This window comes from Pseudomonas sp. NFX224, from assembly GCF_048565165.1.
Lineage (GTDB): Bacteria > Pseudomonadota > Gammaproteobacteria > Pseudomonadales > Pseudomonadaceae > Aquipseudomonas.
The window spans coordinates 5,652,737-5,679,157 of record NZ_CP183416.1 but is presented as its reverse complement, the minus strand read 5'-3'; the positions used below and the strand labels follow the sequence as shown (position 1 = coordinate 5,679,157).

Genomic DNA, 26,421 nt, shown 5'->3' with positions numbered 1-26,421 from the left:
ATCAAGGCTTCCCGACGGTAACGGTGGTCGCGATCGGTGCGCTCATGCCATTGGCCCGAACCTCTTCGACTTCGACCTTCGAACGGTCCGGCCCCTGGATGTGCATGCTGGTTTCGGTGCCGGTAGGGAATTCCATGTCCGACGGGCTCTGGTACGGCAGGTTGCGCACGATCCGCGGAGTGATCGACAACACCAGCTCGGATTTGCTGACGTCGTCCTTGTTGCTGCCGAACAGGCGGCCGATCCCCGGGATGTCGCCCAGGCCTGGAATCTTGTTGCCGGTGCTGCCATGGTCGTTACGCATCAGGCCGGCGAGGATCTGGGTTTCACCGTCATGCAGACGCAGGGTGGTCTGGGCGTTGCGGGTATCGACCTGAACCGGAATGGTGCCTTGGCGGGTCGGTTCCAGCGGCGTGGCGTTACTGACTTCCAGCGCCACTTTGATCGCCACTTCGTTGTTCAGGTGCACGGTTGGCTGCACTTCCAGTTTCAAACCGACATCGAGGTAAGTCACGCTTTCGGTGATCACCGGTCCCTGGGTCGACGGCACCGAAGTGGCGCTGATGATCGGCACGCGCTGACCGATGTGGATACGCGCTTGCTCGCGGTTGCTGACGCGGATCACCGGGCTGGCCAGGGTGTTGATGTCCTTGTCCTGCGCATTGATCTTGGCCTGTGGCGACGGCGAAATGGTGATGCGGCTGGAGTTGATGCCTTTGAGCTGATCGAGAATGGTCACTGCCGAACCATCGCTGTTGACCACGCCGAAGGTGTTCGGCCATTGCAGGCCCAGGTCGAGAATCCGCTGGGTGGCGACTTCCATCACTTCCACTTCCAGCACCACTTCCGGGTTGGACTGATCCTGCGATTGCAAGAGTTTCTCGGCCATGCGCACGGCGTCGCCGGTGTCGCGCATGGTCAGGGTGTTGAGGCGTTCGTCGACGAACACATCGCGGGTCTTGAGCATGGTCTTGATCATGTTCAGCGCGGTGTTGGCATCGATGCTGGTCAGGTAGAAGGTACGCATCACCAGCTCTTGATAATCCTTGAGCTTCTGCGGCGAGTCCGGGTAGATCAGCAAGGTGTTTTCGTTCACCACTTTCTGGTGCAACTGGTTCTGTTGCAGCAGCAGCTCCACAGCGTCTTCGATGCGCACGTCACGCACGAAGATCGTGGCTTTCATGTCCGGGCGCAGGTCCTTGTCGAAGATGAAGTTCAAACCGGCAACCTGGGACAGCACTTCGAAAATGGTTTTCAGGTTGGCGTCGCGAAATTCCAGGGTCACCGGTTTGTCGAGGCGAGTGCGCAGTTGTGGATAAGGAATCACGTTGCGGCTCTGCACCAGGCGAATATTGCCTTGCAGTTCCAGGGCGCCTTCGTTGTTCGGGTCCAGTTCGAGGATCTGCCGCACTTGGCGCTCGGACCCGTAGATGTCGCCCCGGCGCAGGTCGCCACGGGCCAGTTCGAGTTTTTCATCGAGGCTGCGCATGTGTTCCAGTTGACGCATGGCGTCCTGGGCCCGGCGGTTGTTCGGCTCGAGGGTCAGCACTCGTCCGTAACCCATGCGCGCCGAAGCGAAATCGCGCTGGGCGCGGTCCATGTCGGCCTGGGTCAGCAGCGCCGTAATCGCACGGGCACGGGCGCTGTTGAGGGCAATGTGCAGTTCGGTGTCACGAGGGTTTTCGCGCAACCCTTCCTCGATCCGTGCCAGGCCGGCTTCATACTGACCTTGTTCGATCAGGTCAGTGGCTTCTTCTTTGGCGACCTTCGCCGAGCTGCATGCGGCCAGCCCTGCGCAAAGGCACAGGCTCATCAGCAAACGGGACTTGTTCATTGCGCGCTCCCCACAGACAAAGTCTGGGACAAATGCAGAGGCAAATAGACCAGGCTCAGTTCCAGATCGGAAATCCCCTCGATCTTCCATGTTTCGTCGATCACATCCCCTTTGCGCACGACGTAGATCTTCTCGCCGTTCTGCAAGAACACTTGCAGATCGGTGCGGTCATCCATGCGGCCAATGAACTGGAAAGGCATCGGCGGTGCAGTGGGGGCCTGCACGACCGGAGCCACCTTGACGGCTTGTTCGGTGACGCTGGCAAGCTTGGGTGCAGCCTTCCAGCTGCGGGCAGCGAACAGGTCGCCGGCCGGGCTCAGGTCCTTGATCGGCGCTGCCGCAGCGGCGGCTTTAGCGGCCGACGACACCTTGCCTTTGGCAGGCGTGGCGACGGCGGCGACGTCCACGTCACTGTCGTCGGCCTGCTTGAAGTATTCGGGCAACCAGGTCAGCGCCGCGGCTACGCCGAGGAACGCCACCCAACCCACTGCACGTTTGCTGTTCATCATGACCTCGACAGGTAAAGGGTCATGCGGATCCGGCCGGTCAGGTCGGTGTCGGCGATCTTTTTGCGCTGGAACTCCACGTCCTCCACCACCACCGCCGGCAACTGGCCGAGCAAGGCGTGCAGGAAGCGCCGCAGTTGCGGATAGCTGCCACGCACCGGCAGCAGAATCTGATAACGGGCCAGATGCGTTTTCGGATCGATGCCCAACGAGTACTCGCCTCGCGCCAGGGTGATGCGTTCCTGAGCGGCCAGCGCGTAGATCTTGTCGATGGCCACGGTGGCCTGTGGTTGGGACGGCAACTTGCTGCGGAAATCATCGAGCTGGCGTTGCGGCACCACCGGCGCGGCCACCGTGCCGTCTTCGACCTTGGCCAGGTATTCGCTGGCTTCACGGGTCTGCTGGCTCAGGTGCTGCAACGATTGCCAGTCCGGCAGCAACCCGGCCAGGCCGTAAGTCAGCGCCACAATCAGCACCGCCAGCCCTGCCAGGCCCGGAACGCCAAGGCTTTGCAGGTATTCGTGGACGATCAATCTAGGGATTTGCATCGCCAATCTCCCAGGTAGCCGACAGGTTGAATTGCACCGGGTGTTCCGGCACGTTGGCGACGATTTCGTGGCTGAGCAGCGACACATCGGACAGCTCGTCGCTGGCTTCGAGGCGGCGGTGGAAGTCGAGCATCGCGTCCAGGTCCCGCGCCTCGGCACTGATCCGCACTTGGCCCTTGCGGGCATCCGGGGTCAGGGTCAGCAAGGCAATGTTGTCGCGGGGCATGGATTCGAGCGTGGCGAACAGGCGTTCCCAAGGGCGGCGCAATTGCTGCGAGACCTTGCGCATCTCGGCCAGGTTCTGTGCCTGCTCGCGGGTTTCCGCCGGGGTCAGGCTGACCTTGCTGCCAGTGTCGCCGGTGAGCACTCGTTGCGCGGTTTGCAGGTGACCTTGCTGTTGTTCGGCCTCCCCGCTGAGGTGTTGCTGAATCACCATGCAGGTCAGCGCCAGCATCACGCCAGCGGCCAGCAGGCTCCAGCCCAGAGGCGTCGAGCGGCGGCGTGGCTGAAAGTCGAGCATCAGGGCGCGCATGTCAGGCCACCGCCCGGGACATGACGTACAGGCAATCGTGTACGGCAGTCCGGTCCTCTTCGAGGGTCCGCAGGTGCACACCGGGAACGTCCGGGTGCGAGTCAATGCGCGCCGGGGCGTGCAGATAAACATTCAGTGGCCGTTCGCTGGTGGACGCCTGCAGCTGGCTTTCGCGGCCGATCAGCGCGGTCAGCGCGGCATCGCTGTCGCTGCTGCCCACCGAACGCACCGCCGCCCAGCGACCTTCGCGCGCCACCAGCAACACACTGCGCACCGGCTCGGCGACGACAAAGAGGAAGTCCCCGGCGCCGAAACTTTTATCGAAGTGGTTGAAGGCCGCCATCAGGTACGGCTGCACCGAACGCAGGCGCAAGCCACGACCGCTGACCAGGGTCCGCAGGCGTTCCAACAGGTCTTGCGGCAGTGCCGTGGCGACCCGGTCGTAGCCGGCAGGTTCGGCCGAGAGCACCAGGTTCCAGGGTTGGGCCGGGGCACCGTAGAGGTCTTCGAAGCACAGTTGGGCAAACCCGCGCAGTTCTTCGGGGCTGCTGATCTGCTCGCTCCAGGGCACCAGGCAGAAACGGCTGAAGTGTCCGGAGATCACCACGGTCAATTCCGCACCGGCGCGGGCATGTTCACCCAGCAGGCGGTCGAGGGTTTCCAGGGCCACGGTCCAGGCGTGAAAGCCTTCGTCGATGTAGCCGACGCTGCCCAGCCACAGGGTTTGACTGCCCTTGCGCTGGCCGAGGCCGACACCACTGGCGCCGAGGACGGCGACAAATTGCTCACGAGATAAAAGTGACACGATTGATCTCCTCGAGAGTGGTCCGGCCTTGTTGCACCAGTTCCAGCGCGGATTCGCGCAAGAGGCGCAAGCCACGTTTGCAGGCGTGGGCCTTGATTTTCGAAATGGGTTGGCGCTCGACGATCATTTGCCGCAGCTCATCGTCCAGGTGCAGCAGCTCGGCAATCGCACTGCGCCCGCGGTAACCGGTGCCCCGGCAATGGCCGCAACCCTTGCCATGCACGAACTGGTAGTGAGCGACGTTTTGCGGATCGAGGCCGGAGGCTTCCAGCTCTTCTTCGTTCGGGCTGTAAGGGGCGCTGCAGCTGACGCAGACCAGGCGAATCAAGCGCTGAGCCAGTACCGCGTTGAGCGCGGAGACCAGGCTGTAAGGGTCGATTTCCATCTGGGTGAAACGGCCGATCACGTCGAACACGTTGTTGGCGTGAATGGTGGTAAACACCAGGTGTCCGGTGAGTGCCGATTGCACGGCGATCTGCGCGGTGTCCGGGTCACGGATTTCACCGACCATGATTTTGTCCGGGTCATGACGCAGGATCGAGCGCAGCCCCCGGGCGAAGGTCAGGCCTTTCTTTTCGTTGACCGGGATTTGCAGCACGCCCGGCAGTTGGTATTCGACCGGGTCTTCGATGGTGATGATCTTGTCCACGCCGTGGTTGATCTCGGTGATCATCGCGTACAGCGTGGTGGTCTTGCCGCTGCCGGTGGGACCGGTGACCAGCACCATGCCGTAGGGTTCGGCAGCCAGGCGGCGCAGTTGGCGCAGGGTTTCTTCTTCAAAGCCCAGGGCTTGAAGTTGCACGCCGCAGACTTTGTCGGCGAGGTCCTGTTTGTCGAGTACCCGCAGCACCGCGTCTTCACCGAAAATGCTCGGCATGATCGATACCCGGAAGTCGATCTGCCGGCCGCTGATGCCGATCTTAAAGCGACCGTCCTGAGGCACGCGTTTTTCGCCGATGTCCAGTTCGGCCATGACCTTGACCCGGGAAATCACCTGTTCGGCGAACTCGTTGCCCTGGATTTTGCTGATGTTGTTGAGCACGCCATCGATGCGGTATTTGATCACCAGGCCGCTGCCGGTGGTGCCCAGGTGGATGTCGCTGGCGTGCATTTTCAGCGCATCGTAAAGGGTCGAGTTGACCAGCTTCACCACCACGCTGGAGTCTTCGCTGATGCTGGTCAGGGACAGGCTTTGCAGGGTATCGATTTCGGTGCTGCCGTCAGCCTGGGCGTTTAGCGACTCCACCGCGTGAAAGCTTTCTTCGTGGCGGGCCAGGTAGGCTTTCAGGTCGTCGGCGTGCACCAGGTAGAGCGGCGCGCCGTGCAGGCAATCGTCGATCCAGGCCAGGCGGGCCGTGTCGAAGGGGTCGGCAAACACACCGATGACCGCGTCGTCGTGACGCAACAGAGTGAATTCGCGCTTGAGGCATTGGGCCAGGGTGACCCGATCGAAAACAGGCGTGGCTTGAAACAGGCTGTCGGTGTCGAGCACCGGATAATGCAGGGTAGCGCCCAGGCACTGGATGAAAGGCATGGGGGCCAGTTCGCAGAGTTCACCAAGGGCATGCAGAACCCGCTCGCCGGAAGTGGCGGCCAGCGACCGCGCTTGAGCCAATTGCTCACTGGTAAACCGGGTCGGTACACAGTCCAGCGGCACAGCATCGACGACAAGTGATAGACGGTCCATGGTTTGCTCTCCAACGCCCGGGGCTTTGAGCCCTGTCGGCGCGGCGAGCAATTGCGGCGGGTGCCGGAACGTCTTGTCGCGCCACTACTCCCCGGTGAGCAATTGTTCGTCGTCTGGCGCTGTGGAGGCCGTGATACTTCGTCGGCGATCTGCAAGCACCCAACTACCGTCGTACAACTGCAGCGGGAAATTTTCGGTCCTGCTCTGGCGTCGTTCGACGAAACCTTCGGATGTGCTCGCGCTCGCTTTGGGTTCGCGCTGCCCTCCCAGAAGATCCAGCACTGCCCGGGCCAATTCCGCCAATGGAAACGGTTTGAACAGGATGTGGCTGACTCCCAGTTGCCGGGCCCTTTCGCAAACCTCTGCGGTGGGGTGCCCTGTGATCAGCACAAAATGACAATTCCTGTTCTGGCGGACGGCATCGAGCACCTGAAAGCCTTCCATATCGGGCAAGCGGTAATCGAACACCATCACATCGGGTGCGAAATCGTTAGCTTCAACGATTCCTTGCGCACCGTCGTGAGCAATCCGGACGTCCAACTCTTGCGCCTGCAGGTAACCCTGGAGGTTTTCTGCAAGGAGTTGTTCGTCGTCAACAACCAGTACTTTGTTTAACAAGGTGGACTCCTTGAAACCGCAGGTCCGAATACCGAGCCTGGCGGAGTGCGCGCCTTACTAGGTCTAACGCACACTTCATGCCAGGCTGAGCGCCGGTAATTTTATGTATTCATGTCCTTGAATTTAAACGCAATGCCTTTTTGTCCACATACCCCACCCCCCAAAAGCGGGGAAAACCGATCGGATGTGGATTGATGCTTTTCCCCACTTTTGGGGGAGTGCTCAATCGTCGTCAATCCGTTCGATCCGATTGCTGGAACGCAGCTGCGCCAGAACTTGTAGACGAGTCTGAACCTGTTTCTGTCGGGCAAGATAAGCCCGAACCAGGTCAAGTCCTTGCTCCTCTGTGACATCGGCTGCCTCCGTTCGGTTCTGTAAATAAATCAAATGCCAACCCACCGCCGTGCGCACCGGTTCGCTGACCGCACCCGGCGCCAGGGCAAAGGCTGCCGCGTCGAACTCCGGCAGCATGCGACCCCGTGGAAAATAGCCCAGATCGCCACCCTGGCTGGCCGAAGCGTCCTCGGAGCCGGTTCGGGCGACGCTGGCGAAGTCTTCACCCTGAGCGATACGCGTACGCATTGCCTCCAAGCGTAGTCTCGCGGATGAAACAGTGGAAGCCTCCGCACCCTGAGGCACTTTGATCAGGATATGCCTGACCTGGATCTCCTCGGGCCGGTTCATTTCGGCGCGATGCTCTTGGAAAAACGCCCGGACCTGTTTTTCGTCAGGCTCGGTGACCTTGGTCAGCTCGGCAAACATCTGCTGGGCCGTCAGGTCACGGCGGGTGTATTCGATGTAAGCCGCCTCATCGAAACCGGCGTCTTCCAGGCGCCGGGCGAACACTTGCGCGCCGCCCATGGCCTGACGGGTCTGGTCGACCTGGCTTTGCACCGTGGCATCGCTGATCACCACGCCGCGCTTGACCGCTTCCTGCCAGAGCAACTCCTTGTCGATCAGGGCGTCCAGCGCCGCTTTGCGCAACTGCTTGTACGCGCTGGGGCTGCGGATGCTGGCGACCGCCCGGCCCTGGTCCTCCAGGTATTCGGCGAAATATCGCTCCAGACGCATCTGCGAAATTTCCTCGCCATTGACCCGCGCCGCGACCTGGCCATTGCTGCAAAACGCCGCGGGCACCCATAACGTCAACAGGATCAGCACAGTGTTCAGTTTCATATTCGGCCTCCGGTCAGGGCATGGCGGCAATGGGTTTATAAGGGGCAACCAGATAGAAACGCTGGTCGGGCAGGTCCACCGTGACTACGTGGGCCCCGCTCAGGCCCTGGCGGCGACCCGGTCCGAAGCTGATCAGCGGGGTCAGGCCGGTATCGAAGTCATGCAGGCCTTCCAGGGCGTTGACCAGTTTCTCGCGGCTGGCATCCCGCCCGGCCTGCTTCATGCCTTCGCTGAGCAGCATCATCGAACTGAACGCGCCGACTTGCAGGACCGCGTGCTCCCCGCCGAGCCGCTGGCGTTCGCGCAACTGGGTCAGGGCCCGGCGCCCGGCGATCGTCCAGTCGCTGGGCACGAACGGATACGCGAGGAACACCCGTCGCGAAAATCCACTGGGCACCTGCAACAAATCACCCGCCACCTGATTCGACGCGGCAAACAGGTAAGGCACCTGCCCCGCTGTGTTCAACCGCTCGGCCAGGCGACTGAAACCGCCGCTATTGCCCAGGTAAAACACCGAGCGCGAACCCAGCGGCAATTCGTCTTGCGCCGTTTGATAGATTTGCAGCCGCACTTTCTGCCAGGCGTTGTCTTGCAGGTACTTGGCGAGATTCTCCGCTGCCAGCCGTTGACCGGGCTCGTCCGGGTAGGCGATCAGCGTCGGCCCCTGCAAAACCCGCAAGCTCGTGGCTGCATAGTTGGCCAGGGCAATCATCTGCTCGCGCAGCCCCGGCAGCGCTTCGAAAACCTGCCGGCTGACCTGGTTCGTGCCTTGCAATGACAAAGGACCGATCAGCGGCACACCGGCCTGTTCCAGGCGCGTCGCCAGCTCAGAGTCGAGTGCTGGCACCAGCGGGGCGATCAGGGCGAACACCTGTTCCTGTTCGATTAGTTGGCTCAGTGCCTGCTCGGCGCTGGCACGATCCGGACCGGGATCGAGAATGGTCAGGCGCAACTGCCGGCCATGAATCCCGCCTGCCTCATTGATCCGTGCGATACAACCCCTGAGCACCGCCGCCACCGTGACGCCTTCCTCGCTCAACGCCCCGGTGCTCGGCAACAACGTGCCCAGGTGCAGGCTGTCGGGGCTCAGGCCCGGATCGCGGTCATCGGCCAGGCGCTTGAGGTACGCCGTGAGGTTGCGCTGATCGTTCATCGACAGCACGAACTTCGGCATGGCCGTGTCGAGTCGATTGTTGCCGGGGTCGCGCCCTTCCTGCACCGCCCTGGCCAAGGTGCCGTCGGTATACGCCGGGTACGTGCGCCCGTTGATCTGCTGCTGGCCATAGGTGCTGGTCAGCCGCGACCAGTTCAGGTCCGGCGGTCGCACTCCGCCCTCGGGACGCCCGAGCCCATCGGCCCCGTGGCAGTTGGCACACGGCAGGCTGGTGGCCGGCAGTAAAGTACCCGCCGCTCCGATCCGGGCCATGATCGGCTCACCACTGGCTGACACGCCCTCGCGGTACAGGCGTTTGCCGGCGCTTTCGCTGGGGCTCAGCGGCAAGGCCTGAGCGGTCAGGCTGAGCAAGAGCAGGCCGAAGATGAGGGCGCTTTTCATGGCGCGGACTCAACGGCCAGCCACGGGCATTGTCAGCAACTGCAAGCGCTGGGCAATGGCGGCGGCCGGGGCATCGGGACGGATTTTGCTCCAGCGTTTGTTGGCCACATCGCCGACGATCAACTGCGTGGAGTGCTGCTCGGGGGACGGAATGATCTGGCCGATGCGGGCCAGGACCACGTCCATTTGCGCTTTGTCGCCGGTAAGAAAAAGCCAGTGGGGGCCATCGACGCCCTGCTTCAAGGTGTAAGCCTTGAGTACCGCAGGAGTATCCCGCTGCGGATCACTGGTAAGGGAGATGAAGGTGATGCCGTCCGCCTTGTCGCCCAGCACTTCACGTACTTCCTTGAGCTTTTGGGTGATCAACGGGCAGGCATCGGTGCAACTGGTGAAAATCACATTGAGCAGCACCACGCGGTTCTGCAACGCGTCGCTGTAGAAGCGCAGGGTATTGCCGTTCTGGTCCTGCAACGGCGTGTCGGTGAACCAGGTTTTGGCATCACGCGTTCCACCCGCCGGTTGCGCCGCGGCTACCGCTGCCGTCGCAGTGGCAGGTGCCGCAGGTTGCTCATGCCCCTCATGGGAAAAGGCCAGGAAACTGATGATGCAAAAGCACATCGTCAGGAAGATCAGGGCAAGCGCTTTCATGGCTGATGCTCCATGGCGATGGCAGTGTGCTTGGCGTGGGCGTTGCGCTGGCCGCTGAGTTTCTCGACTTCACGGCTGAGCACCATCGGGTCGGTGAAGCCGTAGTAGCGGGTCCAGTGGCGGCTGTTGCCGTCGCCCACGAGGATCAGCGGTTGGTGGCTCTTGAAGTCGCCACTGAAACTGCCAAGACCCTTGAGCGTTTCAGTGACCGACTGCGGCGAACCGGTGAGCCAGCTCCAGCCCGGGCCGTTCTGGAAGGTGCGGGCGTAGTCGTTCAGGCGCTTGGCGTCGTCGCGTTGCGGGTCGATGCTGATCGACACCAGTTGCACCTCGGTGCCGACCCGTGAGCCCAGCTGTTTCTGCACCTTGCCCATGATCGACGACACCACCGGGCACACCGTGGTGCAACTGGTGTAGATGAAGCTCATGACCACGATCTTGTTGCTGACCAGGTCTTTTTCCAGGCGTACGGTCTTGCCGTTCTGGTCCACCAGCGCCACGTCGGCGAACTTGACCTGGGCGCTTTCCGAACTGGCGCTCTTGGCCGGCGTATGGCCGGCGTGCTCATCCGCTGAATGAGCCAGGGCCTGGCCAATACCGACGGCCAACAGGCACAGAGTCAGCAGTCCACGGTGTGCAAATCGGTTCATATCGATGTCCTCTCAATGAGTGTCGCCGGGCAGCACCCGAACGCTGGCAAATGTCTGGTCGCCGAAATCCGCACCCAGTGACGCCGCACGCACGTGCAGGTACCAGGCGCCTTTCTGGTCAAGCGTTACCGGGGCTTCATAAACGCCGTTGCCGACGTCCAGTGCCGCGACGGCCTGAGGACGGGAGGATGGCGCCAGGAAGTAGCGCACCTGAACGTCCTTGACCCCACTGCGCTCGATCTTTTGCTTGCCCTGGACGATGCGAAAACGCACCACGTACGGGCTGCCCAGTGCGGCCGTGGTCTTGTCGAGCATGAACTCGACTTTCGGCGTACCGACCACCTGCGCGACGTTCGGGTTCGCCTCAACCACGGTGCTGAAGCAATGGATGATGTTCGGTTGGTTGAGCAGGAACGCCACGTCGAACCGCCCCGCCATCGGCAGTTTGATCCGAGCGCTGTACAGCCCCGGCTCGACTTCACGCAGGCTGCGGTCGATGACCAGCGCTGCCCGCGCCACTTGCCCGCGATTGGGGTAGCCGGACATCGGCGCGTTCATGCCTTCGGCGTAGAAGTACGTGGTGTTGTCGGTCGGGTTGACCACAAACACCGCGTTGTCGTCCCGCGACACCGCCAGGCTCGATGCCAGCGGCAAATCACCGGCCAGCCGTGGGGCCTTGGTTCCGGCCTCGAAACCCTGGGTAATCGGCTTGCGGCCTTCACCGAGGGACGACAGGTTGATCATCGTCACCTTCGACGAGGCCAGTCCGCGAATGTAGGCATAAGCCTTGGTGAACACCACTTGGTAGGGTTCGGCGGACACGTCCAGTTCATGGATCAGCGCATCGTTGGCGGCGTCGATCACCGAGGCCTGGTTTTCCAGGGTGTTGAGCACGATGCCGAAACGCCCGTCGGCGCTGAAGCCCATCGGGCCGAGGCCCTGTTTCAGCTTGATCAGCCGCCGCACCGACTGGCTCGCAGCGTCGACCACGGTCACGGTGCCGTCCTTGCCATCGGCCACATACGCCGCCCCGGACAGCGGCGAATACACCACCGACAACGGGTGCGAACCGGTCTTGAGTTGTTTGAGCAAGGTCAGGCTGGCGACATCGATGATGCTCACCGTGCCGTCGTCGCGGTTGGTGACGAAGGCAAAGCGGCTGTCCTTGCTGAAGGCGATCTCGTGGTGGCCGCCACCAGTGGCCAGGTGCTTGAGGGTTTTCAGGCTGCGGGTGTCGATGACGGTGACCCCGGATTGTTGCGCATCCTGGGCGTTGTTGCCGACCCACAACAGGCGCTCGTCCGGTTGCAAGGCCACACGCACCGGGTTGCTGCCGGCCGCTACCGAATCAAGCAACTTGAATTGTTCGGTGTCGATCACCGCGACTTCGCCAGCGGTCGGCATCGACACGAACACACGTTTGTTATCGCGCGGTGTAACCCAGTCCATCGGCGCCTGCTTGATGTCGATCCGCGTCATGGTGCTGGTGATGCCGCCCACCGACACCGACGGGTCCACCACCGAAACGCTGGCATCGCGGTTCATCACCAATACGAAGTAGCTGTTGAGGTCGAGCAGCGGCCGCGCGCCGATGCTTGATTTGAGGAACACCCCGACCCGGGCCTTGCAGCTTTTGTCGCGACCCTGGGCTTTGTCGGCGGCGACGGTTTCCGGGTCGACCCAGGCACCGGGAGCAACGCCCGACAGCGGTTGGCCGGAGGACTTGTCGGTGACGCGAAATTGCACGTCGGCGAACTCACCTTCACGCAGCACGCCGTCCCCGGCCAGCGCCTTCACGTCGAGCGCCACGGACACGCCATCACGCTCAAGGGTCTGGCCAGTCCAGGTGTTGGGCAATGCCACTTCGTTGAGCAGGGTCGGCGGCAATGTGCGCGATACCCCGAGCCAGATCAACGCCCCTGCGACGACGAGCGCACAACCGGCGAATGTGATGGTCCTGTTCATGGCAAAACTCCCCTTCAGATCTGTGTCTGCCTATCCAGCATGCCTACCTTTGTGGCGAGGGAGCTTGCTCCCGCTGGACCGCGCAGCGGCCCCAAAACTTTTGCAGTCAATGCAGATTTTGTGAGTGCTTTGCACTCAAGCGGGAGCAAGCTCCCTCGCCACAGATAGTCATTACTTGCTCCATCTCTCGCTTACGGCGCAGGCGCCGGTTCCGGCTCGTTGGTCACCCGCAACAGCCCCCACAACCCGGCGGTATTACCGAAGGAAGCGTTGTCGCGGTACAGGTAGTCCCCCGCTATCGCATTGCTGCCCCCGGCGCTCGGGTGCATGAAGCTGAAGTGCGCCGCCGGCAACACGCTTTCCCGGGCGCCGATGTACATCGACATCGGGTTGAGCCCGAACTTCACCGAACCCACACCTGGGGCGCCCATCGGGTAGCCGCCCACATCGCTCTTCTCCGACTGGAACGGGTTGACCGACCAGACGTGACCATCGAGCTGGAAGGTCGAACCGCGACTGCCACCGGACGGCATCAGAATGTGCGTACGGAACGGTTGCCCCGGCTTGACGTAGAACACCGGTGTTTGCGGATCGCCACCGACCAGGGCGTTGCTGTAGGCCATGTGTGCGTTCGGCACGTCGCCGTAGGTGCCAGGGCTGCCGGCGTGACCGAACGGTGCATCCGGGGCCAGACCGAAGCGGAACCACATCGGTTCGATCTTGTAGTTGATGGCCATGCTCGCGTTGTCCTTCGGATCGTTCGGCACACCGTTGCCTTCCGAGGCAATGCCTTCCACCGGCCGGCCATTGGCCCAGCGAGTGTTCAAGGCGCGCTGCCAGACCATCGCAAAATCGCGGTAAACGGTCTGGCCCGGCGCGGTCACTGTGGCCGACGCGCGCTTGGCATCTTCAACCCAGGTGGAACCGATCGGCAGGACGCTCATTGCACCGCCAAGGCCTTTTTGCGGTTGCTTGATGACGTCCGCCGGGGTGAAGTTCAACCCGCCGAACTCCACCGCCGTGGCGTTGATGTTGTCGACGTTGCGCCCCAGTTGGGTGATCGGTTTGCCTTCACGCTCCAGGTGCCCGGCGTAGTACTGATAGGTACGGGTCGGGTACGCACCGGTGCTGCCGACACGCGGTGGCACGGTCTGGATCGGGTTGGCGCCGACGTTGGCTCCGTCCGATTTGGTGATGTCGTAGGACAGCAGTTGCGCGTGCAGGCCGACATGGCTCGATGGCCGCAACAGGTTGTTGTTGAAAGTGGTCGAGCCCATGCCGTCGTTGCGGTCACGCTTGGCCAGGCCTTGCATGATCGCGGTCTGGGCCAGGTCCGGCATCACGCTCGGCAGACGGTTTTCCAGGGTGATGTTGATGCAATCACCGGCCGCCGCACGCAGGATCAGCGGTTCGACAGGCACACCGGGTTTCAACTTGCCGGTGATCGGGTCGAGGTCGCCTTTGCGCACATACAGGATCGCGGTCGGGTCGTGCAGCGGCCCGCTTTGCCCACCGATGGTGAAGGTCTCGCCATCTTCAGGATCGGTGATCGTGACTTGCGGAATGCTCACTGGCCGCGAGTTCAGCACCAGGGTGCCACCCGCTGGTTTCAGCGGCCCGCCGACATGCTGGCCGATCCCCGCCGGGTCAGCGATGGACAAGCCCAGCGGGTTGCTGAGGATGTCGTTGGCCAGCGCCGCGACCACTTCATAGTTGCGTTGCACGGTTGGGCGGGTGCCGATGCCGTTCGGGTTGGCGCCAATCCGTGGGCAAATGCCGTCAAACGCCACGGTGTTGCGCATGCCGGTCGGTTTCGGGTTGTTCGGCAGTGCGAACAAATCGCTGCGTTGTGCGGTGTAGTTGCGCATCACGCCCCAGATCCCGTTCCAGTAACCCTCGATGGACGCGTCCATGGTGTACAGGTAGTCACCCGTGGTCGCCGCCGAACTGGAGATCATCGACACCGGCGCATTGAAGCCCATCTGCTCGGAGATCCCGACCATCTGCGACGCGCGCCAGCCCGAGTTGGAACTGTTGCCGAAGCCGGAACCGCTTTGCAGCCATTTCACACCGTGCAGGGTGACGTTGTGCTCCTCTTCGTGACCGCCGGCATGCACCCGCAGCCGCACGTTGTCACCGGTATAAGTGCGCAGCATCGGCGTAAACGGATCGCCCGGTTCGGCGCCACCCTTGTTGATGTGCGGCGGGAATAGCGTGGTGCCGCCGGTTGGGCCGGTGGCCGCGGTGATCAAGTTCGGCGCCAGGTTCATCGCCGGGATCGCACGGTCGGTACGGCTTTGCATGGCATACGCCAGGTCGCCGCCCAGGCCATCAGCCTGCATGCCGCGCTTGCCGTCCGGGCCGACCTTGTTCGGGTCGTACACACGCAGGGCCAGCGGTTCGTTACGGTAGTTGACGACGAACATGCCAGGGTCATCCACCGAGATCGCTTGTGGGCATGGGCGGCTTGGGCAGCCCGGTTTCACCCCGCCGCGCAGCTCGACTACTGCTTCAAGCAACTCGCTGGTGTTGTCACGCACCGGTGGGTTGATCGCGTAGCGGAAGCTGTCGGCCGTGGCCGGGAATGCTTGCGGGTTCGGCACACCGTTAGGGCCAGCGCCTACGTACACACCGGCTTCATAGGCGTGCTGGAAGTCACTGTATTCGAGGAAAAACTCGCGGAAGCTGTCGTTCTTGCCGTCGCCATCCAGGTCACCGGTGGAAATCACCGCTTGCCACGAGGTCGGCCCGCCGTCCTGCCGCGCGCCGCTGTACAACTGCTCGCCGGTTTCGGCATGGAACCAGGTGGAACCGGCCGGTTCAGCCAGAACAGTGGCGTACAGACCAATCTGTTGGTGGGTCGATGGGCCGAGGTGGTCGTGGGTAAAGATGGTGCCCAGGCCGCGGTCGACGCCATAAGTGTTCACCACCGGGTCAACGAACCAGCGCTGCATGGCTGTACGCGCCCCGACCCAATCAGCCCGACCATATTGACCGAAGTACGGGTGATTCTTGGCTTTCGGGCAGGCCGGCGTGCCGTCACGCGGATCGGTGCCTTCGCATTGGTTGAACTCGCGAATGGCGTGAATGCGTTCTTGCACGGCGCCTGGGGAGAGCACGCCGTCTTCGTAGTTCCAGCCGTTGGACGAACCATCGGCGGCCACCAGGTCCCACTTAGGCAAGTGGATGTGCTGGCCGATCACGTCGGTTGGCGTGCGCACCTGATAGTCGTCCATCTCGTAGGTGGCCGGGATCAGGTTGGTTTGCTGGTACTGCACGCAGTCAAAGGTGTTCATGCGCATCACCAGAGGTTCTGGCGGACGCTGCTTGGTGATCACCGGCCAGGCGTCTTCCCACAGGGCCAGGATGCGCGCTTGCGGGAAGTGGTAGCCGACCTTGTTGTACACCGCATCGAACTGGATGTTCGCCGCTTTGTAGACCCGCGGACGGTCCGCGGTAAAGGTCGAGGCACCGATAAACGACATGCCATCAAGGCGTTCACCGCTGGCAAACTCACCGGTGCCAGCACTGCTGGTCAGGCGTTTTTGCCGGTCATCCATGCACGGTTCGTAGTACGGCGCACCGGCCATCGGCAAGGCGCCGTTGGTGCGGAAGTTGCGCGCCACGATCTGGTTGCCTGGCAGTACGGCAAAGCTTGGGTGATCTTTTTTCGCGTGGAAGGCCATGGCCGCCTGTTCGACTTCCGTGCCTTCTTCCGGCATGTAGATCGGTTTGGCCCGTTTCACTTCCTTGGAGAAGTCCAGCGAAGTGGTGATGGTGTGCGCCTCGCCACCTTCGGACACACCGCCCAGGGCATGACGCGGCAAGCCGCCGTCCCAGCCACCGGACTGATTAGGATCGAGGTTGGCCCACAGGGCTTTACCGCTGGCCTTCAAGGCCTGCGCCGTAGCGGCATCGAGCATGTCCAGCGGTGGGGTCGGTGGGCGTTGGCCGACCGAACTTTCCATGCCGCCGATCCAGAATGGATAGCCTGGGTTTTTCAGGGTGCCATCGGCGTTGCGGTTGGCTTCGCTACGATCGACCAGCGCCAGCGAGCCGATGGCTCCGGTGACACCGCCATCATGATGCTCGCCGTCATCGTCGCCTTCTTCATCGTCATCGTCGTCGTTGGCAGCCACCAGGGTTTCGCCGATTTTCGGTACGATCGCGACTTTGCCCGGCATGGGCGGCATGGCTTTGCCTGGCAGTGGAACGACTGCCGGAATGGGCGTGCCGGCAACAATTTCGCCATCGGGCAAGGCCCGTGCGTCTGCCGCCGGTTTGCCGCTGCGCAGCGCATACGGTTCGCTGTGGAACCCGTCGGCGCCCTGTTGCGACACTTCGAGTTTGGTGCCTTCTTCAAACACGTCGTGCACCCGCCACATGGCCCACATGCCTTGGGCAAAGTGCGGGTAGAAGTGGCAGTGATAAATCGCATCACCCGCGACCCGGTTGCGGTTGCCGGAACCGCCGTTGGCAATTTCATAGGTGTAGCCGGCGCCCGGCCCGATGCCCTGGGCATCCACGTAGTCGGAGTTGTCGTCATTGGGGTTGAACAGCCACTGATGGCCGTGCAAGTGGAAGATGTGGTGCTCGTAACCGTTGTGCGTGTTGCGGAATTTGACGAAGTCACCGATGTAGCTGTGGGCAACGTTCGAAGGCTCCGACGGATACAGCGCAGTGGTCGCCTTGACCCCGACTTGATTGGCATTTGGAGTCTGGCCGGGCGTGATGCCTTCCAGCCCGACGTTGGCCGGTACGTCCACCAGCATTGCCACGTCGCCGACGGTATGGGAACTGAGGAAAAACTCTTCGTAGGCGCAGGACAGGCAATCGTGCATTGGCCCCACGCCCAAGCGGTTGGCGAGCACCTCGGCGCCCATGCCACCGGAGCCATAGTTGATCATGAACGAGTCGCGGGTCGGCTCCAGCACATGGGCCATGACCGGGTCTGCGAAATAAGCGGGGAACGCCTGGGTGACGGCAGTTTCATCCTGGAACTGCGCGGAGAAATCGCGGAATGGCTCCAGACGATTGGGGATGGCCGGGTTGCGTTTACCCAGGGCTTCAAGCGGATAAGTGGCGTTCGGGAAGCTGCCGTCGGCGTTGCTGCCCATGACGATTGCATCGGCTTCGCTGACGACGATTTCGTTGCCGTCGACCATGTTGATGATTGGCTTGCCGGCCTTGCCTTCGCGGATCCACGGCTCACGCTGCGGGTAGCGCGCCTGGTAATCGACGATCGGCTGACCGGCCGGTGTGCGCCCGGTACTGGCCAGGCGCATTTCTTCTTCGGTGATGGTGTTGCGGTAGCTGCGACCGCCCTTGGGCATGACCGCCACCTGGCCGAACAAACCGTTGGCATTGTTGCCGGCCGCGCCCTCGCCACCGAACGTTGCGCCACGGCTGCTCACCACGAACGCACCTTCGCGTTCGGCATACAGGGTGTAGGAGCGGCTTGCGCCGGGGGCAACCAGCGTGTTGGCGTTGCGTCCGGTGTAGGACGAAATGTCATCAATGCTGTTGACCGCTTGCATGCCGTTGACCTGGAAGCCGACGTGGCGGTCAGCCACTTGCTCGTCAGCTTTGAACTGCTCCTGGCCACCACCGATTTCGATGCCTTCTTCCTCTTCACCCTCTTCCTCTTCTCCGCCCTCGCTATGGGAGCCGGGGTTGGCCTGATAGGCCAGCAGGTTCTGCAGGTTGACAGTCAGGCAATCACCGGCAGCCACCCGCAGCACCAGCGGACGGGGGCGCTTGTCGGGGCGCAGGGAAACTTTGCCCGGCACTGCCGCGCCGCCCTGCTCCAGGGACACCTGACGGTCATCGACCACGTCTCGACGCAGGGCGAACATCATGCCGTTGACGTTCTGCGCCCCGAGGCGGTTGAACATCAGCGGCTGATCCAGCGCCACGACGTTGGCCACCAGGTTGCGTTCACAGCGCGCAGCTGCTTCGGCAATCTCGATGCCCAGCATCGAAGCCGCCAATAGCAACCAGGGAAGTATTTGTGGAGCGTGGTAAATGCCAGTCATGGTCACGGGCCTCACTGTGGGTGCTCACAGGGAATAATTCTCGACAAAACCCTTTGAGCAATCTGCATGCCATAAAAAAATCAGTTATTTTTCAATATCTTGTGATTATAAATTCACACGTCGGGGGATATTCCCCACTTATTCCCCACTTTTTCCCAGGGGCCACCATGCCCCAATATTGGGGAAAGCTGCCCCGGGTTTTCGATCACAACGGGGCATCCGCCGCCAGCCCCTGCAAGCGCCGGTATTGGCGCAAAACACTGGGCACATAGCGCTGGGTTTCGGCGAACGGCGGGATGACTCCGCCACGGCTGAGTACGGCTTGCGGCCCGGCGTTGTAAGCGGCCACGGCGAGGGCGATGTCGTTGTCGAACATCGTCATCAGGTGTTTGAGGTAGCGGGCGCCACCCTGGATGTTGGCCTTGGGGTCGTAGACGTCCTTTACCCCCATCTCGCGGGCGGTGTCGGGCATCAATTGCATCAACCCACCGGCGCCCTGGGGCGATACGGCGCTGGCGTTGTAGCTGGACTCGGCCTGGATCACCGCGTGCAACAGCGCCGCCGGCAACTGGTTGTCCGTGGCCGCTTTGGATACCAGCTCGGCATAGGGTCGCGCGGCGATCATTTGCGGCTGCTGGTCGAGGCTGACCACCGTCGCCTCGGCCTCACGAATCACCCGCTCATAGTGGCGACCGGGGCGGTGGACATTGGACAGGACGAAGTTGCCCTTGGCGTCCACGGAAACGAACACATCGGCCTGAACGACGCCGGCCAGCAGCATCAGACCGAGCATTCCTGTGGTGAGAGTTTTCATAGCTCTGGCTCCCCTGCCGGCCCCGAAAAATGGGGGTAATGCCCCAATGGCCGGTCGTTGATCAGCCATACGCAAGCACTGTGCCGAAAGCGCGAGAGGCCGTAATACGGGGGTTGCAGGAGGATGCCAAACGCTTGATGAGCATTTGCATGGCAATTGCATAGGCCCTTGTTGCGACCCTTCTGCCGACTGTGTGAGGTCATCATGAAACAGCGACTGCATTTCGCCCCGCGCCCTCAACGCGGGTTCACATTGCTTGAATTGTTGGTGGTGCTGGTGGTGCTGGGGCTGTTGGCCGGTATCGTGGCGCCGAAGTATTTTGCGCAACTAGGCCGTTCCGAAGTGAAAGTGGCCAAGGCACAAATAGAAGGCTTGGGCAAAGCCCTGGACCTGTATCGCCTGGAGGTCGGTCATTACCCGTCGACCGAACAGGGCTTGCAGGCGCTGGTCACCGCACCGAGCGACGAAACCCGTTGGACCGGCCCGTACCTGCAGAAAAAACTGCCGCAAGATCCGTGGGGCCGTAACTACACCTATCGCTACCCCGGCGAAAACGGCGAGTACGACCTGTTGTCGATGGGTAAGGACGGCCAACCCGGCGGCGAAGGCGAAAACGCCGAAGTCACCAGTTGGCAATGACGGTGGCGACCATGCGTTTTCACCTCAAAGCAGTCGGCAAGGCCGGTGTGGTGTCGATGACCGTCGAAGCACCGGGTCACAGCGAAGCCCGGCGCATTGCCGAGGACCAAGGCCTGCGGGTGGTCAGCCTGCACGCCGAGCGGCACTGGCGCGCGTTGCGCCTCAAGCAGCGCGAAACCTTCAACCTGGTGTTGTTCAGCCAGGAACTGACCACGTTGCTCAATGCCGGCTTGCCGTTGATCGACGCGCTGGAAAGCCTGGCGGAAAAAGAATCGGCGCCGCAGGCCCGAAAAACCCTGAGCGAACTGGTGCGCCTGCTGTATGAAGGCAAATCCTTCTCCCAGGCCCTGAGCCAGTTGTCGGCGGTGTTTCCTCCGCTGTACGTGGCGCTGGTGCAGTCCAGCGAAAAAACCGGCGCCGTGGGCGAAGCCCTGGGTCGCTACGTCAGCTATCGCCAGCGCATGGACGAAGTTCGACAGAAGATCGTCAGCGCCTCGATCTACCCGATGCTGTTGCTGGTGGTGGGCGGCGGCGTGGTCTTGTTCTTGATGGGTTATGTGGTGCCACGCTTCAGCCTGGTGTTCGAAGGGCTGGGATCGAACCTGCCGTGGCTGTCACAGATCCTGATGACCAGCGGCATGTTCCTGCACGCCCATCAAGGCGAATTCTTCGGCGCTTTCATGGCCATCATCGTCGCCCTCGCCCTGCTCCAGCGACAGCCGTCGTTCCGCCGTGGCGTGGATCGCCTGATCGAAAAACTCCCGGCGGTGCACCAGCGCATCTTCATGTACGAACTGGCGCGCTTCTACCGTTCGCTGGGGATTCTGCTGCAAGGCGGCATTCCCCTCGTCACCGCCATGGGCATGGTCCGCAACCTGCTGACGCCCGCCTCCCGTGTGCGCCTGGACCAGGCCTGCGAACGGGTGCGCGAGGGGCAATCGTTGTCGACCGCGCTGGAACTCAATCACCTGGTGACTCCGGTATCCCTGCGCTTGCTGCGCGCCGGCGAACAGTCCGGCAACCTGGGGCAAATGATGGAACGCAGCGCCGACTTCTACGACGAAGAAATCAGCCGCTGGATCGAATGGTTCGTGCGGCTGTTCGAACCGTTGCTCATGACGTTCATCGGCCTGCTGATCGGGGTGATCGTGATCCTGATGTACATCCCGATTTTCGAACTCGCTTCAAGCATCCACTGACCCTCTGGAACGGGGTCTCACGGTACGCTGCGGTGTTTTTTCAACGTTCAACCGAATAAACCCGGACGTTGAAGTGTTCCCCCACTGAATACAGCAGCAAGTTGCAATGTTCATCAACGTTCCAAGCCGAACAAAAAGACGGAGAACGACATGTACATCAACAAGCTTTTACTGGCAGTAGCTATTGGCGCAGTCTTGTCGGCGTCTACCGTATTGATTCCGGACAGCCTGTCCGGGGTATCGAGTGCACAGGCAAGAGATGGTGGTAGTGGCGGCGGAGGTGGTGGTCACGGCGGCGGTGGCGGTGGCGGTGGCGGTGGCGGTGGCGGTGGCGGTGGCGGTGGCGGTGGCGGTGGCGGCGGCGGCGGCGGCGGCGGCGGCGGCGGCGGCGGCGGTCATGGTGGTGGCGGCAGTGGCGGTGGTGGCGGCGGCAATGGCGGCGGCGGTCACGGTGGCAGTGGTGGCAGTGGTAACGGCGGCGGTGGCGGCGGAAGCGGCAGTGGTCACGGCGGCAGCAGCGCCGGCAGCGGTCAAAGCGGCAGCGACCATGCGTCGGGACACTCTGGCAGCACAGCGTCCAACTCCTCCGGACGCAGCGGCACCCACGCCGAGCCGGGTGACGATCATGGTGTACACCGTTCGGGTGATGACAACGGTGTCCATCGTTCGGGCGACGACAATGGCGTTCATCGCTCAGGCGAAATCGGCGATGACCACGGCGTTCATCGTGCCGGGGAAGTCGGCGACGATCGAGGGCTGCATGCGGCTGGCGAGCCGGGGGATGATCGCGGTGTCCATATCGGCGGTGAGCCGGGGGATGACAAGCGCATCAACTGACTTGTAATAACCCCTGCGGGAGCTTGCTCCCACAGGGGCTATGTGACTCAAACAATGCCTCTACAACCCACGCTCAGCCTGATCCAGCCGCTCGCGCAAAAACCCGATCAACGCCTGCACCGGTCGTGACGACTGGCGATGCTGCGGATACACCGCCGACAGTGTCAGCGGCTCCGCTCCAAATTCGTCAAGCACCGGCACCAGCCTGCCATCCTTCAACGCCGATCCGACGATGAACGTTGGCAAGTAAGTAATGCCCATCCCGGCAATCGCCGCGTCCCTGAGCAACTCACCATTGTTGACGCGCATCCGCCCGGTGACGTTCACCGTCAGCGGCTTGCCCTGCCCCGTGAATCGCCATTGCACCTGACGACCGTGGCCGTACGGCAGGCAGTCATGGTTGAGCAACTCTTCAGGTTTGACCGGTGTGCCGCGTTCCGCCAGATACGCCGGGCTCGCGCAATAAACGCGCTCGATCGAGGCGATGCGGCGGGCGATGAGGGTCGAGTCTTCCAACGTGCCGATGCGCAAGGCCAGGTCATAGCCTTCACCGAGCAGGTCCACCGGCCGGTCGCTCAAATCCACTTCCACGGTGACGTTGCGGTAGCGCTGCAAGAATACGGGTAGCAGGCAACCCAGATGGGCCAAGGCAAACGACAGCGGCGCGCTCACGCGAATGGTGCCGCGCGGCTCGGTGGTCTGGCCGGCGATGCCCTGCTCCACTTGCTCGACTTCGGCGAGCAGGCGCAGGGCGGATTCGTAGTAACTCTGCCCGAGAGGTGTGACGTCAAGGCGTCGGGTCGAACGATTGAGCAGACGCACGCCGAGGCGTTCCTCAAGCTGCATCAGGCGTCGGCTGACGAATTGCTTGGACAGGCCCAGTTGATCGGCGGCGGCCGTGAAGCTGCCGGAGTCCATCACCTGGCAAAAAATACGCATGTCTTCGAACGGGTTCATTGTCACGCCTTGGTTGACGGTCAAATGCGTTATAGCGGTTTTTACCCTTTTCAGCACGCCATCAACCTGGAAAGCAAAAGATCGCAGCCTGCGGCAGCCCCTACATTGGAATGCGTTTCCCTGTAGGCGCTGCCGCAGGCTGCGATCTTTAAAAGGTTGCCGGCCGAAGCCGACAGCCGAACACTTACTTGGCGGTAAACGTGGTGTAGCTGTTGATCAGGTTACGGTAGTTCGGAATGCGCTCGGACAACAGGTTGGCCAGGCCTTCCATGTCGTTGCGCCAGTCGCCTTGCAGCTCGCAGGCCACGGAGAACCAGTTCAGCAGTTGTGCGCCGGCCGCTGACATACGCGCCCATGAAGCTTGCTGCACGGTGGTGTTGAAGGTACCGGAAGCATCGGTCACCACGAACACGTCAAAACCTTCGGCCAGCGCCGACAGGGTCGGGAACGCCACGCATACGTCGGTCACCACACCGGCGATGATCAGCTGTTTGCGACCGGTGGCTTTCACCGCCTTGACGAAGTCGGCGTTGTCCCAGGCGTTGATCTGGCCGGGACGGGCAATGAACGGCGCGTCCGGAAACTGAGCCTTAAGCTCGGGCACGATCGGACCGTTCGGACCACTGTCGAAACTGGTGGTGAGAATGGTCGGCAGCTTGAAGAACTTGGCGATGTCGCCCAACGCCAGCACGTTGTTCTTGAATTCGTTGGGCGAAAAATCCTGCACCAGCGAGATCAGGCCGGTCTGATGATCGACCAGCAGCACCACTGCATCGTCTTTGTTCAAGCGCTTGTAAGGAACGTTGCTCATGTGAAACTCCTTGGTGGATGGTTGTGACCTGAGGCGCTGACGTTGACCGCCAGTGCTTTTTTATATTCATCAGAAGGCATAGCACGAGCAGCCGAAAGCGCCCCAGAAACCGGCGAAATCGCTGACCGGCGCATTCGACAGACGCGCCCGTTCATGGCTGTGGGAATGCACCGCGCACGGTCCGCTGCAGTGGTGAACCTGGGCCTGCAACGGTGCGTTCGGCCGCCAGTGCCCCGGGACTTTCGCTACCGGCGACCAATCCGGCAGCACCGGTACGCTGGCCGGCCCGAGTTTTTCGAAATCACCGGCGGCGTACACCACTTTGCCGCCGACCACTGTCAGCACCGATTCGATCCACTTGATCGCTTCTTCATCGACACTGAAAAAGTCCGCGCTCAACGTCGCGACATCGGCCAGTTGCCCGACCTTGATCTGACCCTTTTGACCCTGCTCGGACGAGAACCAGGCGCTGCCATGGGTGAACAGTTCGAGCGCGGTCTGCCGCGACAATCCTTCGGCATGCAATTCCAAGCCGCCGACGGTGCGACCGCTGACCATCCAGTACAGCGAGGTCCACGGGTTATAACTCGATACCCGCGTGGCGTCGGTGCCCGCGCCCACTGGCACGCCTTCGGCGAGCATGCGCTTGATCGGCGGCGTGGCCTCGGCAGCCTTGGCGCCATAACGCTCGACAAAATATTCGCCCTGAAACGCCATGCGATCCTGAATCGCGATGCCGCCACCCAACGCCCTCACACGCTCGATGTTCTGCGGGGTGATGGTTTCGGCGTGATCGAAAAACCACGGCAAGCCATTGAACGGAATGTCCCGGTTGACCTTCTCGAATACATCGAGCATGCGACTGATGGATTCGTTGTAAGTGGCGTGCAAACGGAACGGCCAGCGCTGTTCCACGAGATGGCGCACCACCGGCTCCAGCTCGTCCTCCATGCTTTGCGGCAGGTCCGGGCGAGGCTCCAGAAAGTCTTCGAAATCCGCCGCCGAGAACACCAGCATTTCCCCGGCGCCGTTGTGCCGCAGGTAATCGTCGCCCTGATGCAACGTCACACTGCCGGTCCAGTTCTTGAAGTCGCTCAGCTCTTCCTTGGGTTTCTGGGTGAACAGGTTGTAGGCGATGCGCACGGTCAGTTGCTCATCCTTGGCCAACTGCTCGATCACTTGGTAATCGTCCGGATAATTCTGGAAACCGCCGCCGGCATCGATGGCGCTGGTCAGGCCCAGGCGATTGAGTTCACGCATGAACTGACGGGTCGAGTTGACCTGATACTCCAGCGGCAACTTCGGCCCCTTGGCCAGGGTCGAGTAGAGAATCATCGCGTTGGGCCGCGCCACCAGCATGCCGGTCGGGTTACCGTTGGCGTCGCGGACAATCTCACCACCCGGCGGATTCGGCGTATCGCGGGTATAACCCGCCACGCGCAGCGCGGCACGATTGAGCAACGCGCGGTCGTACAAATGCAGGACGAACACCGGTGTGTCCGGTGCCGCCTGATTGAGTTCTTCGAGGGTCGGCATGCGCTTTTCGGCGAACTGGAATTCGTTCCAGCCACCGACTACCCGCACCCACTGCGGCGTCGGCGTGCGATCGGCTTGCTCCTTGAGCATGCGCAGCGCATCGGCCAGCGACGGCACGCCTTCCCAACGCAATTCGAGGTTGTAGTTCAAGCCGCCACGGATCAAGTGCAGGTGCGAGTCGTTGAGACCGGGAATCACGCAGCGGCCCTTGAGGTCGATCACCTGCGAGTTCGCGCCGCGCAACGCCATGGCTTCGGCATCGCTCCCCACCGCGACGAAACGACCCTCACTGATCGCCACGGCCGTGGCGAACGGGTTCTTGCGGTCAACGGTATGGAATTGACCATTGAACAGAATCAGATCGGCGTTCATTGCGTTTCCTTTGGCAATTGGGCGGCGGACAGCCAGGGCGCGAACAGACGCGTCGCCATGGGCATGAAGACGTAAACCACCGACAGCACGATGGTCAGGGTGATCAGGAACGTGGCGACCACGTAATTGGACAGGAAGGCATTGAGCCGTAGCAGCGGACCCCAGATCAGCGGCACCAGCAGCGTGTGCGGCAGGATCACCAGCAGCGTCACTACGGCCTGCTTCCAGCGTGGTGGTGGTGAACCGTCCTCGACTTGAGGCGAGAACCAGAACTCGTTGACCGGATTGACCTCGGTCTGGTCGCCATCGGCGAGCATCGGCGCGGCTTCATCGACCAACGCCTGGCGTTGCGGTGAATCGAGCCAACGCTGCATCGCCTCGGTGGAACAAAAGCGCAGCACGCAGGTGTACATATCCAGGCCCGCGTTTTTGCCGCGCACCACATCCACCCCCAAATGCCCGACGTTCTGCCCGGCGACTTTGACGATGTTGCGCAACCATGCTTCGTAAGGCACTTCAAAACCGGCCTTGACCCGATGCTTGACGATCAGGGTCACGACTTCATCAGCTCCGGGGCTGGATGGTTCAAGTGGACTGGAATCAGACATCACGCAAGGCTCCGGCGAAACGAGCATTCAGAGTGCCGGGGCGAGGCAAGAATAAATTGGATGTACGTGCTCTTTTTTTCGTGCGTACT

General features: G+C 62.0%; 21 protein-coding genes. 3 read left to right on the top strand and 18 right to left on the bottom strand.

Translation table 11 applies throughout. From position 1 onward, the window contains the following. Window position 1: 1 nt before the first annotated feature. The 14 genes from ACNYC6_RS25910 to ACNYC6_RS25845 form a co-directional block, all read right to left on the bottom strand. Window positions 2-1,834: a secretin N-terminal domain-containing protein gene (locus tag ACNYC6_RS25910; protein WP_419709768.1), complete on the bottom strand. Its 1,833-nt coding sequence runs from the start codon at window positions 1,832-1,834 to the stop codon at window positions 2-4. Then, window positions 1,831-2,340: a hypothetical protein gene (locus tag ACNYC6_RS25905; RefSeq protein WP_419709767.1), complete on the bottom strand. Its 510-nt coding sequence runs from the start codon at window positions 2,338-2,340 to the stop codon at window positions 1,831-1,833. The genes ACNYC6_RS25910 and ACNYC6_RS25905 overlap by 4 nt, the downstream gene beginning before the upstream one ends. Then, a complete protein-coding gene (locus ACNYC6_RS25900) occupies window positions 2,340-2,888 on the bottom strand; it encodes a GspMb/PilO family protein (protein ID WP_419709766.1) in 549 nt (182 codons plus the stop codon). The genes ACNYC6_RS25905 and ACNYC6_RS25900 overlap by 1 nt, the downstream gene beginning before the upstream one ends. Beyond that, window positions 2,875-3,420, bottom strand: coding sequence for a PilN domain-containing protein (locus tag ACNYC6_RS25895; RefSeq protein WP_419709765.1), 546 nt, complete (start codon window positions 3,418-3,420; stop codon window positions 2,875-2,877). The genes ACNYC6_RS25900 and ACNYC6_RS25895 overlap by 14 nt, the downstream gene beginning before the upstream one ends. Before the next feature lies 1 nt (window position 3,421). Continuing rightward, window positions 3,422-4,225 (bottom strand): hypothetical protein, encoded by an 804-nt coding sequence (locus ACNYC6_RS25890; RefSeq protein WP_419709764.1) that lies wholly within the window; start codon window positions 4,223-4,225, stop codon window positions 3,422-3,424. Then, a complete protein-coding gene (locus tag ACNYC6_RS25885) occupies window positions 4,206-5,912 on the bottom strand; it encodes a GspE/PulE family protein (protein WP_419709763.1) in 1,707 nt (568 codons plus the stop codon). Before ACNYC6_RS25885 ends, ACNYC6_RS25890 begins: the two co-directional genes overlap by 20 nt. An 84-nt stretch (window positions 5,913-5,996) precedes the next feature. Further along, window positions 5,997-6,530, bottom strand: coding sequence for a response regulator (locus ACNYC6_RS25880; RefSeq protein ID WP_419709762.1), 534 nt, complete (start codon window positions 6,528-6,530; stop codon window positions 5,997-5,999). Window positions 6,531-6,752: 222 nt separating this feature from the next. After that, entirely contained in the window at window positions 6,753-7,706 is a 954-nt protein-coding gene (locus tag ACNYC6_RS25875) for a peptidylprolyl isomerase (protein WP_419709761.1), read from the bottom strand. A 13-nt stretch (window positions 7,707-7,719) separates the two neighbouring features. Further along, window positions 7,720-9,261: an ABC transporter substrate-binding protein gene (locus ACNYC6_RS25870; RefSeq protein ID WP_419709760.1), complete on the bottom strand. Its 1,542-nt coding sequence runs from the start codon at window positions 9,259-9,261 to the stop codon at window positions 7,720-7,722. A gap of 9 nt (window positions 9,262-9,270) precedes the next feature. Further along, window positions 9,271-9,909 (bottom strand): SCO family protein, encoded by a 639-nt coding sequence (locus tag ACNYC6_RS25865; RefSeq protein ID WP_419709759.1) that lies wholly within the window; start codon window positions 9,907-9,909, stop codon window positions 9,271-9,273. Then, window positions 9,906-10,559, bottom strand: coding sequence for an SCO family protein (locus tag ACNYC6_RS25860; protein WP_419709758.1), 654 nt, complete (start codon window positions 10,557-10,559; stop codon window positions 9,906-9,908). The genes ACNYC6_RS25865 and ACNYC6_RS25860 overlap by 4 nt, the downstream gene beginning before the upstream one ends. 12 nt (window positions 10,560-10,571) lie before the next feature. Next, on the bottom strand, window positions 10,572-12,524 hold the full coding sequence (locus tag ACNYC6_RS25855) for a YncE family protein (RefSeq protein WP_419709757.1): 1,953 nt from the start codon (window positions 12,522-12,524) through the stop codon (window positions 10,572-10,574). Window positions 12,525-12,715: 191 nt separating this feature from the next. Beyond that, on the bottom strand, window positions 12,716-18,559 hold the full coding sequence (gene mnxG, locus ACNYC6_RS25850; RefSeq protein ID WP_419709756.1) for a manganese-oxidizing multicopper oxidase MnxG: 5,844 nt from the start codon (window positions 18,557-18,559) through the stop codon (window positions 12,716-12,718). A 205-nt stretch (window positions 18,560-18,764) separates the two neighbouring features. Next, on the bottom strand, window positions 18,765-19,373 hold the full coding sequence (locus tag ACNYC6_RS25845) for a lytic transglycosylase domain-containing protein (RefSeq protein WP_419709755.1): 609 nt from the start codon (window positions 19,371-19,373) through the stop codon (window positions 18,765-18,767). 204 nt (window positions 19,374-19,577) lie between these two features. On the opposite strand from ACNYC6_RS25845, the gene gspG reads away from it, so the two are divergent. The 3 genes from gspG to ACNYC6_RS25830 all read left to right on the top strand — a co-directional run bounded on the left by gspG (window position 19,578) and on the right by ACNYC6_RS25830 (window position 22,048). Further along, on the top strand, window positions 19,578-20,012 hold the full coding sequence (gene gspG, locus ACNYC6_RS25840; protein WP_416129351.1) for a type II secretion system major pseudopilin GspG: 435 nt from the start codon (window positions 19,578-19,580) through the stop codon (window positions 20,010-20,012). An 11-nt stretch (window positions 20,013-20,023) separates the two neighbouring features. Beyond that, window positions 20,024-21,211, top strand: coding sequence for a type II secretion system F family protein (locus ACNYC6_RS25835; protein WP_416129350.1), 1,188 nt, complete (start codon window positions 20,024-20,026; stop codon window positions 21,209-21,211). 150 nt (window positions 21,212-21,361) lie between these two features. Next, window positions 21,362-22,048, top strand: coding sequence for a hypothetical protein (locus ACNYC6_RS25830; protein ID WP_419709754.1), 687 nt, complete (start codon window positions 21,362-21,364; stop codon window positions 22,046-22,048). Between the two features lie 60 nt (window positions 22,049-22,108). Here the strand turns inward: ACNYC6_RS25830 and ACNYC6_RS25825 are convergent, their stop codons facing one another. From ACNYC6_RS25825 to ACNYC6_RS25810, 4 genes are all read right to left on the bottom strand, one after another. After that, window positions 22,109-23,005 (bottom strand): LysR family transcriptional regulator, encoded by an 897-nt coding sequence (locus ACNYC6_RS25825; protein ID WP_419709753.1) that lies wholly within the window; start codon window positions 23,003-23,005, stop codon window positions 22,109-22,111. Window positions 23,006-23,189: 184 nt separating this feature from the next. Beyond that, window positions 23,190-23,816, bottom strand: coding sequence for an isochorismate family cysteine hydrolase YcaC (gene ycaC, locus ACNYC6_RS25820; RefSeq protein WP_419709752.1), 627 nt, complete (start codon window positions 23,814-23,816; stop codon window positions 23,190-23,192). 69 nt (window positions 23,817-23,885) lie between these two features. Then, complete coding sequence (locus ACNYC6_RS25815; RefSeq protein WP_419709751.1) at window positions 23,886-25,724, bottom strand: amidohydrolase; 1,839 nt, start codon at window positions 25,722-25,724, stop codon at window positions 23,886-23,888. Beyond that, entirely contained in the window at window positions 25,721-26,332 is a 612-nt protein-coding gene (locus tag ACNYC6_RS25810) for an antibiotic biosynthesis monooxygenase (protein WP_419709750.1), read from the bottom strand. The genes ACNYC6_RS25815 and ACNYC6_RS25810 overlap by 4 nt, the downstream gene beginning before the upstream one ends. Window positions 26,333-26,421: the final 89 nt, after the last annotated feature.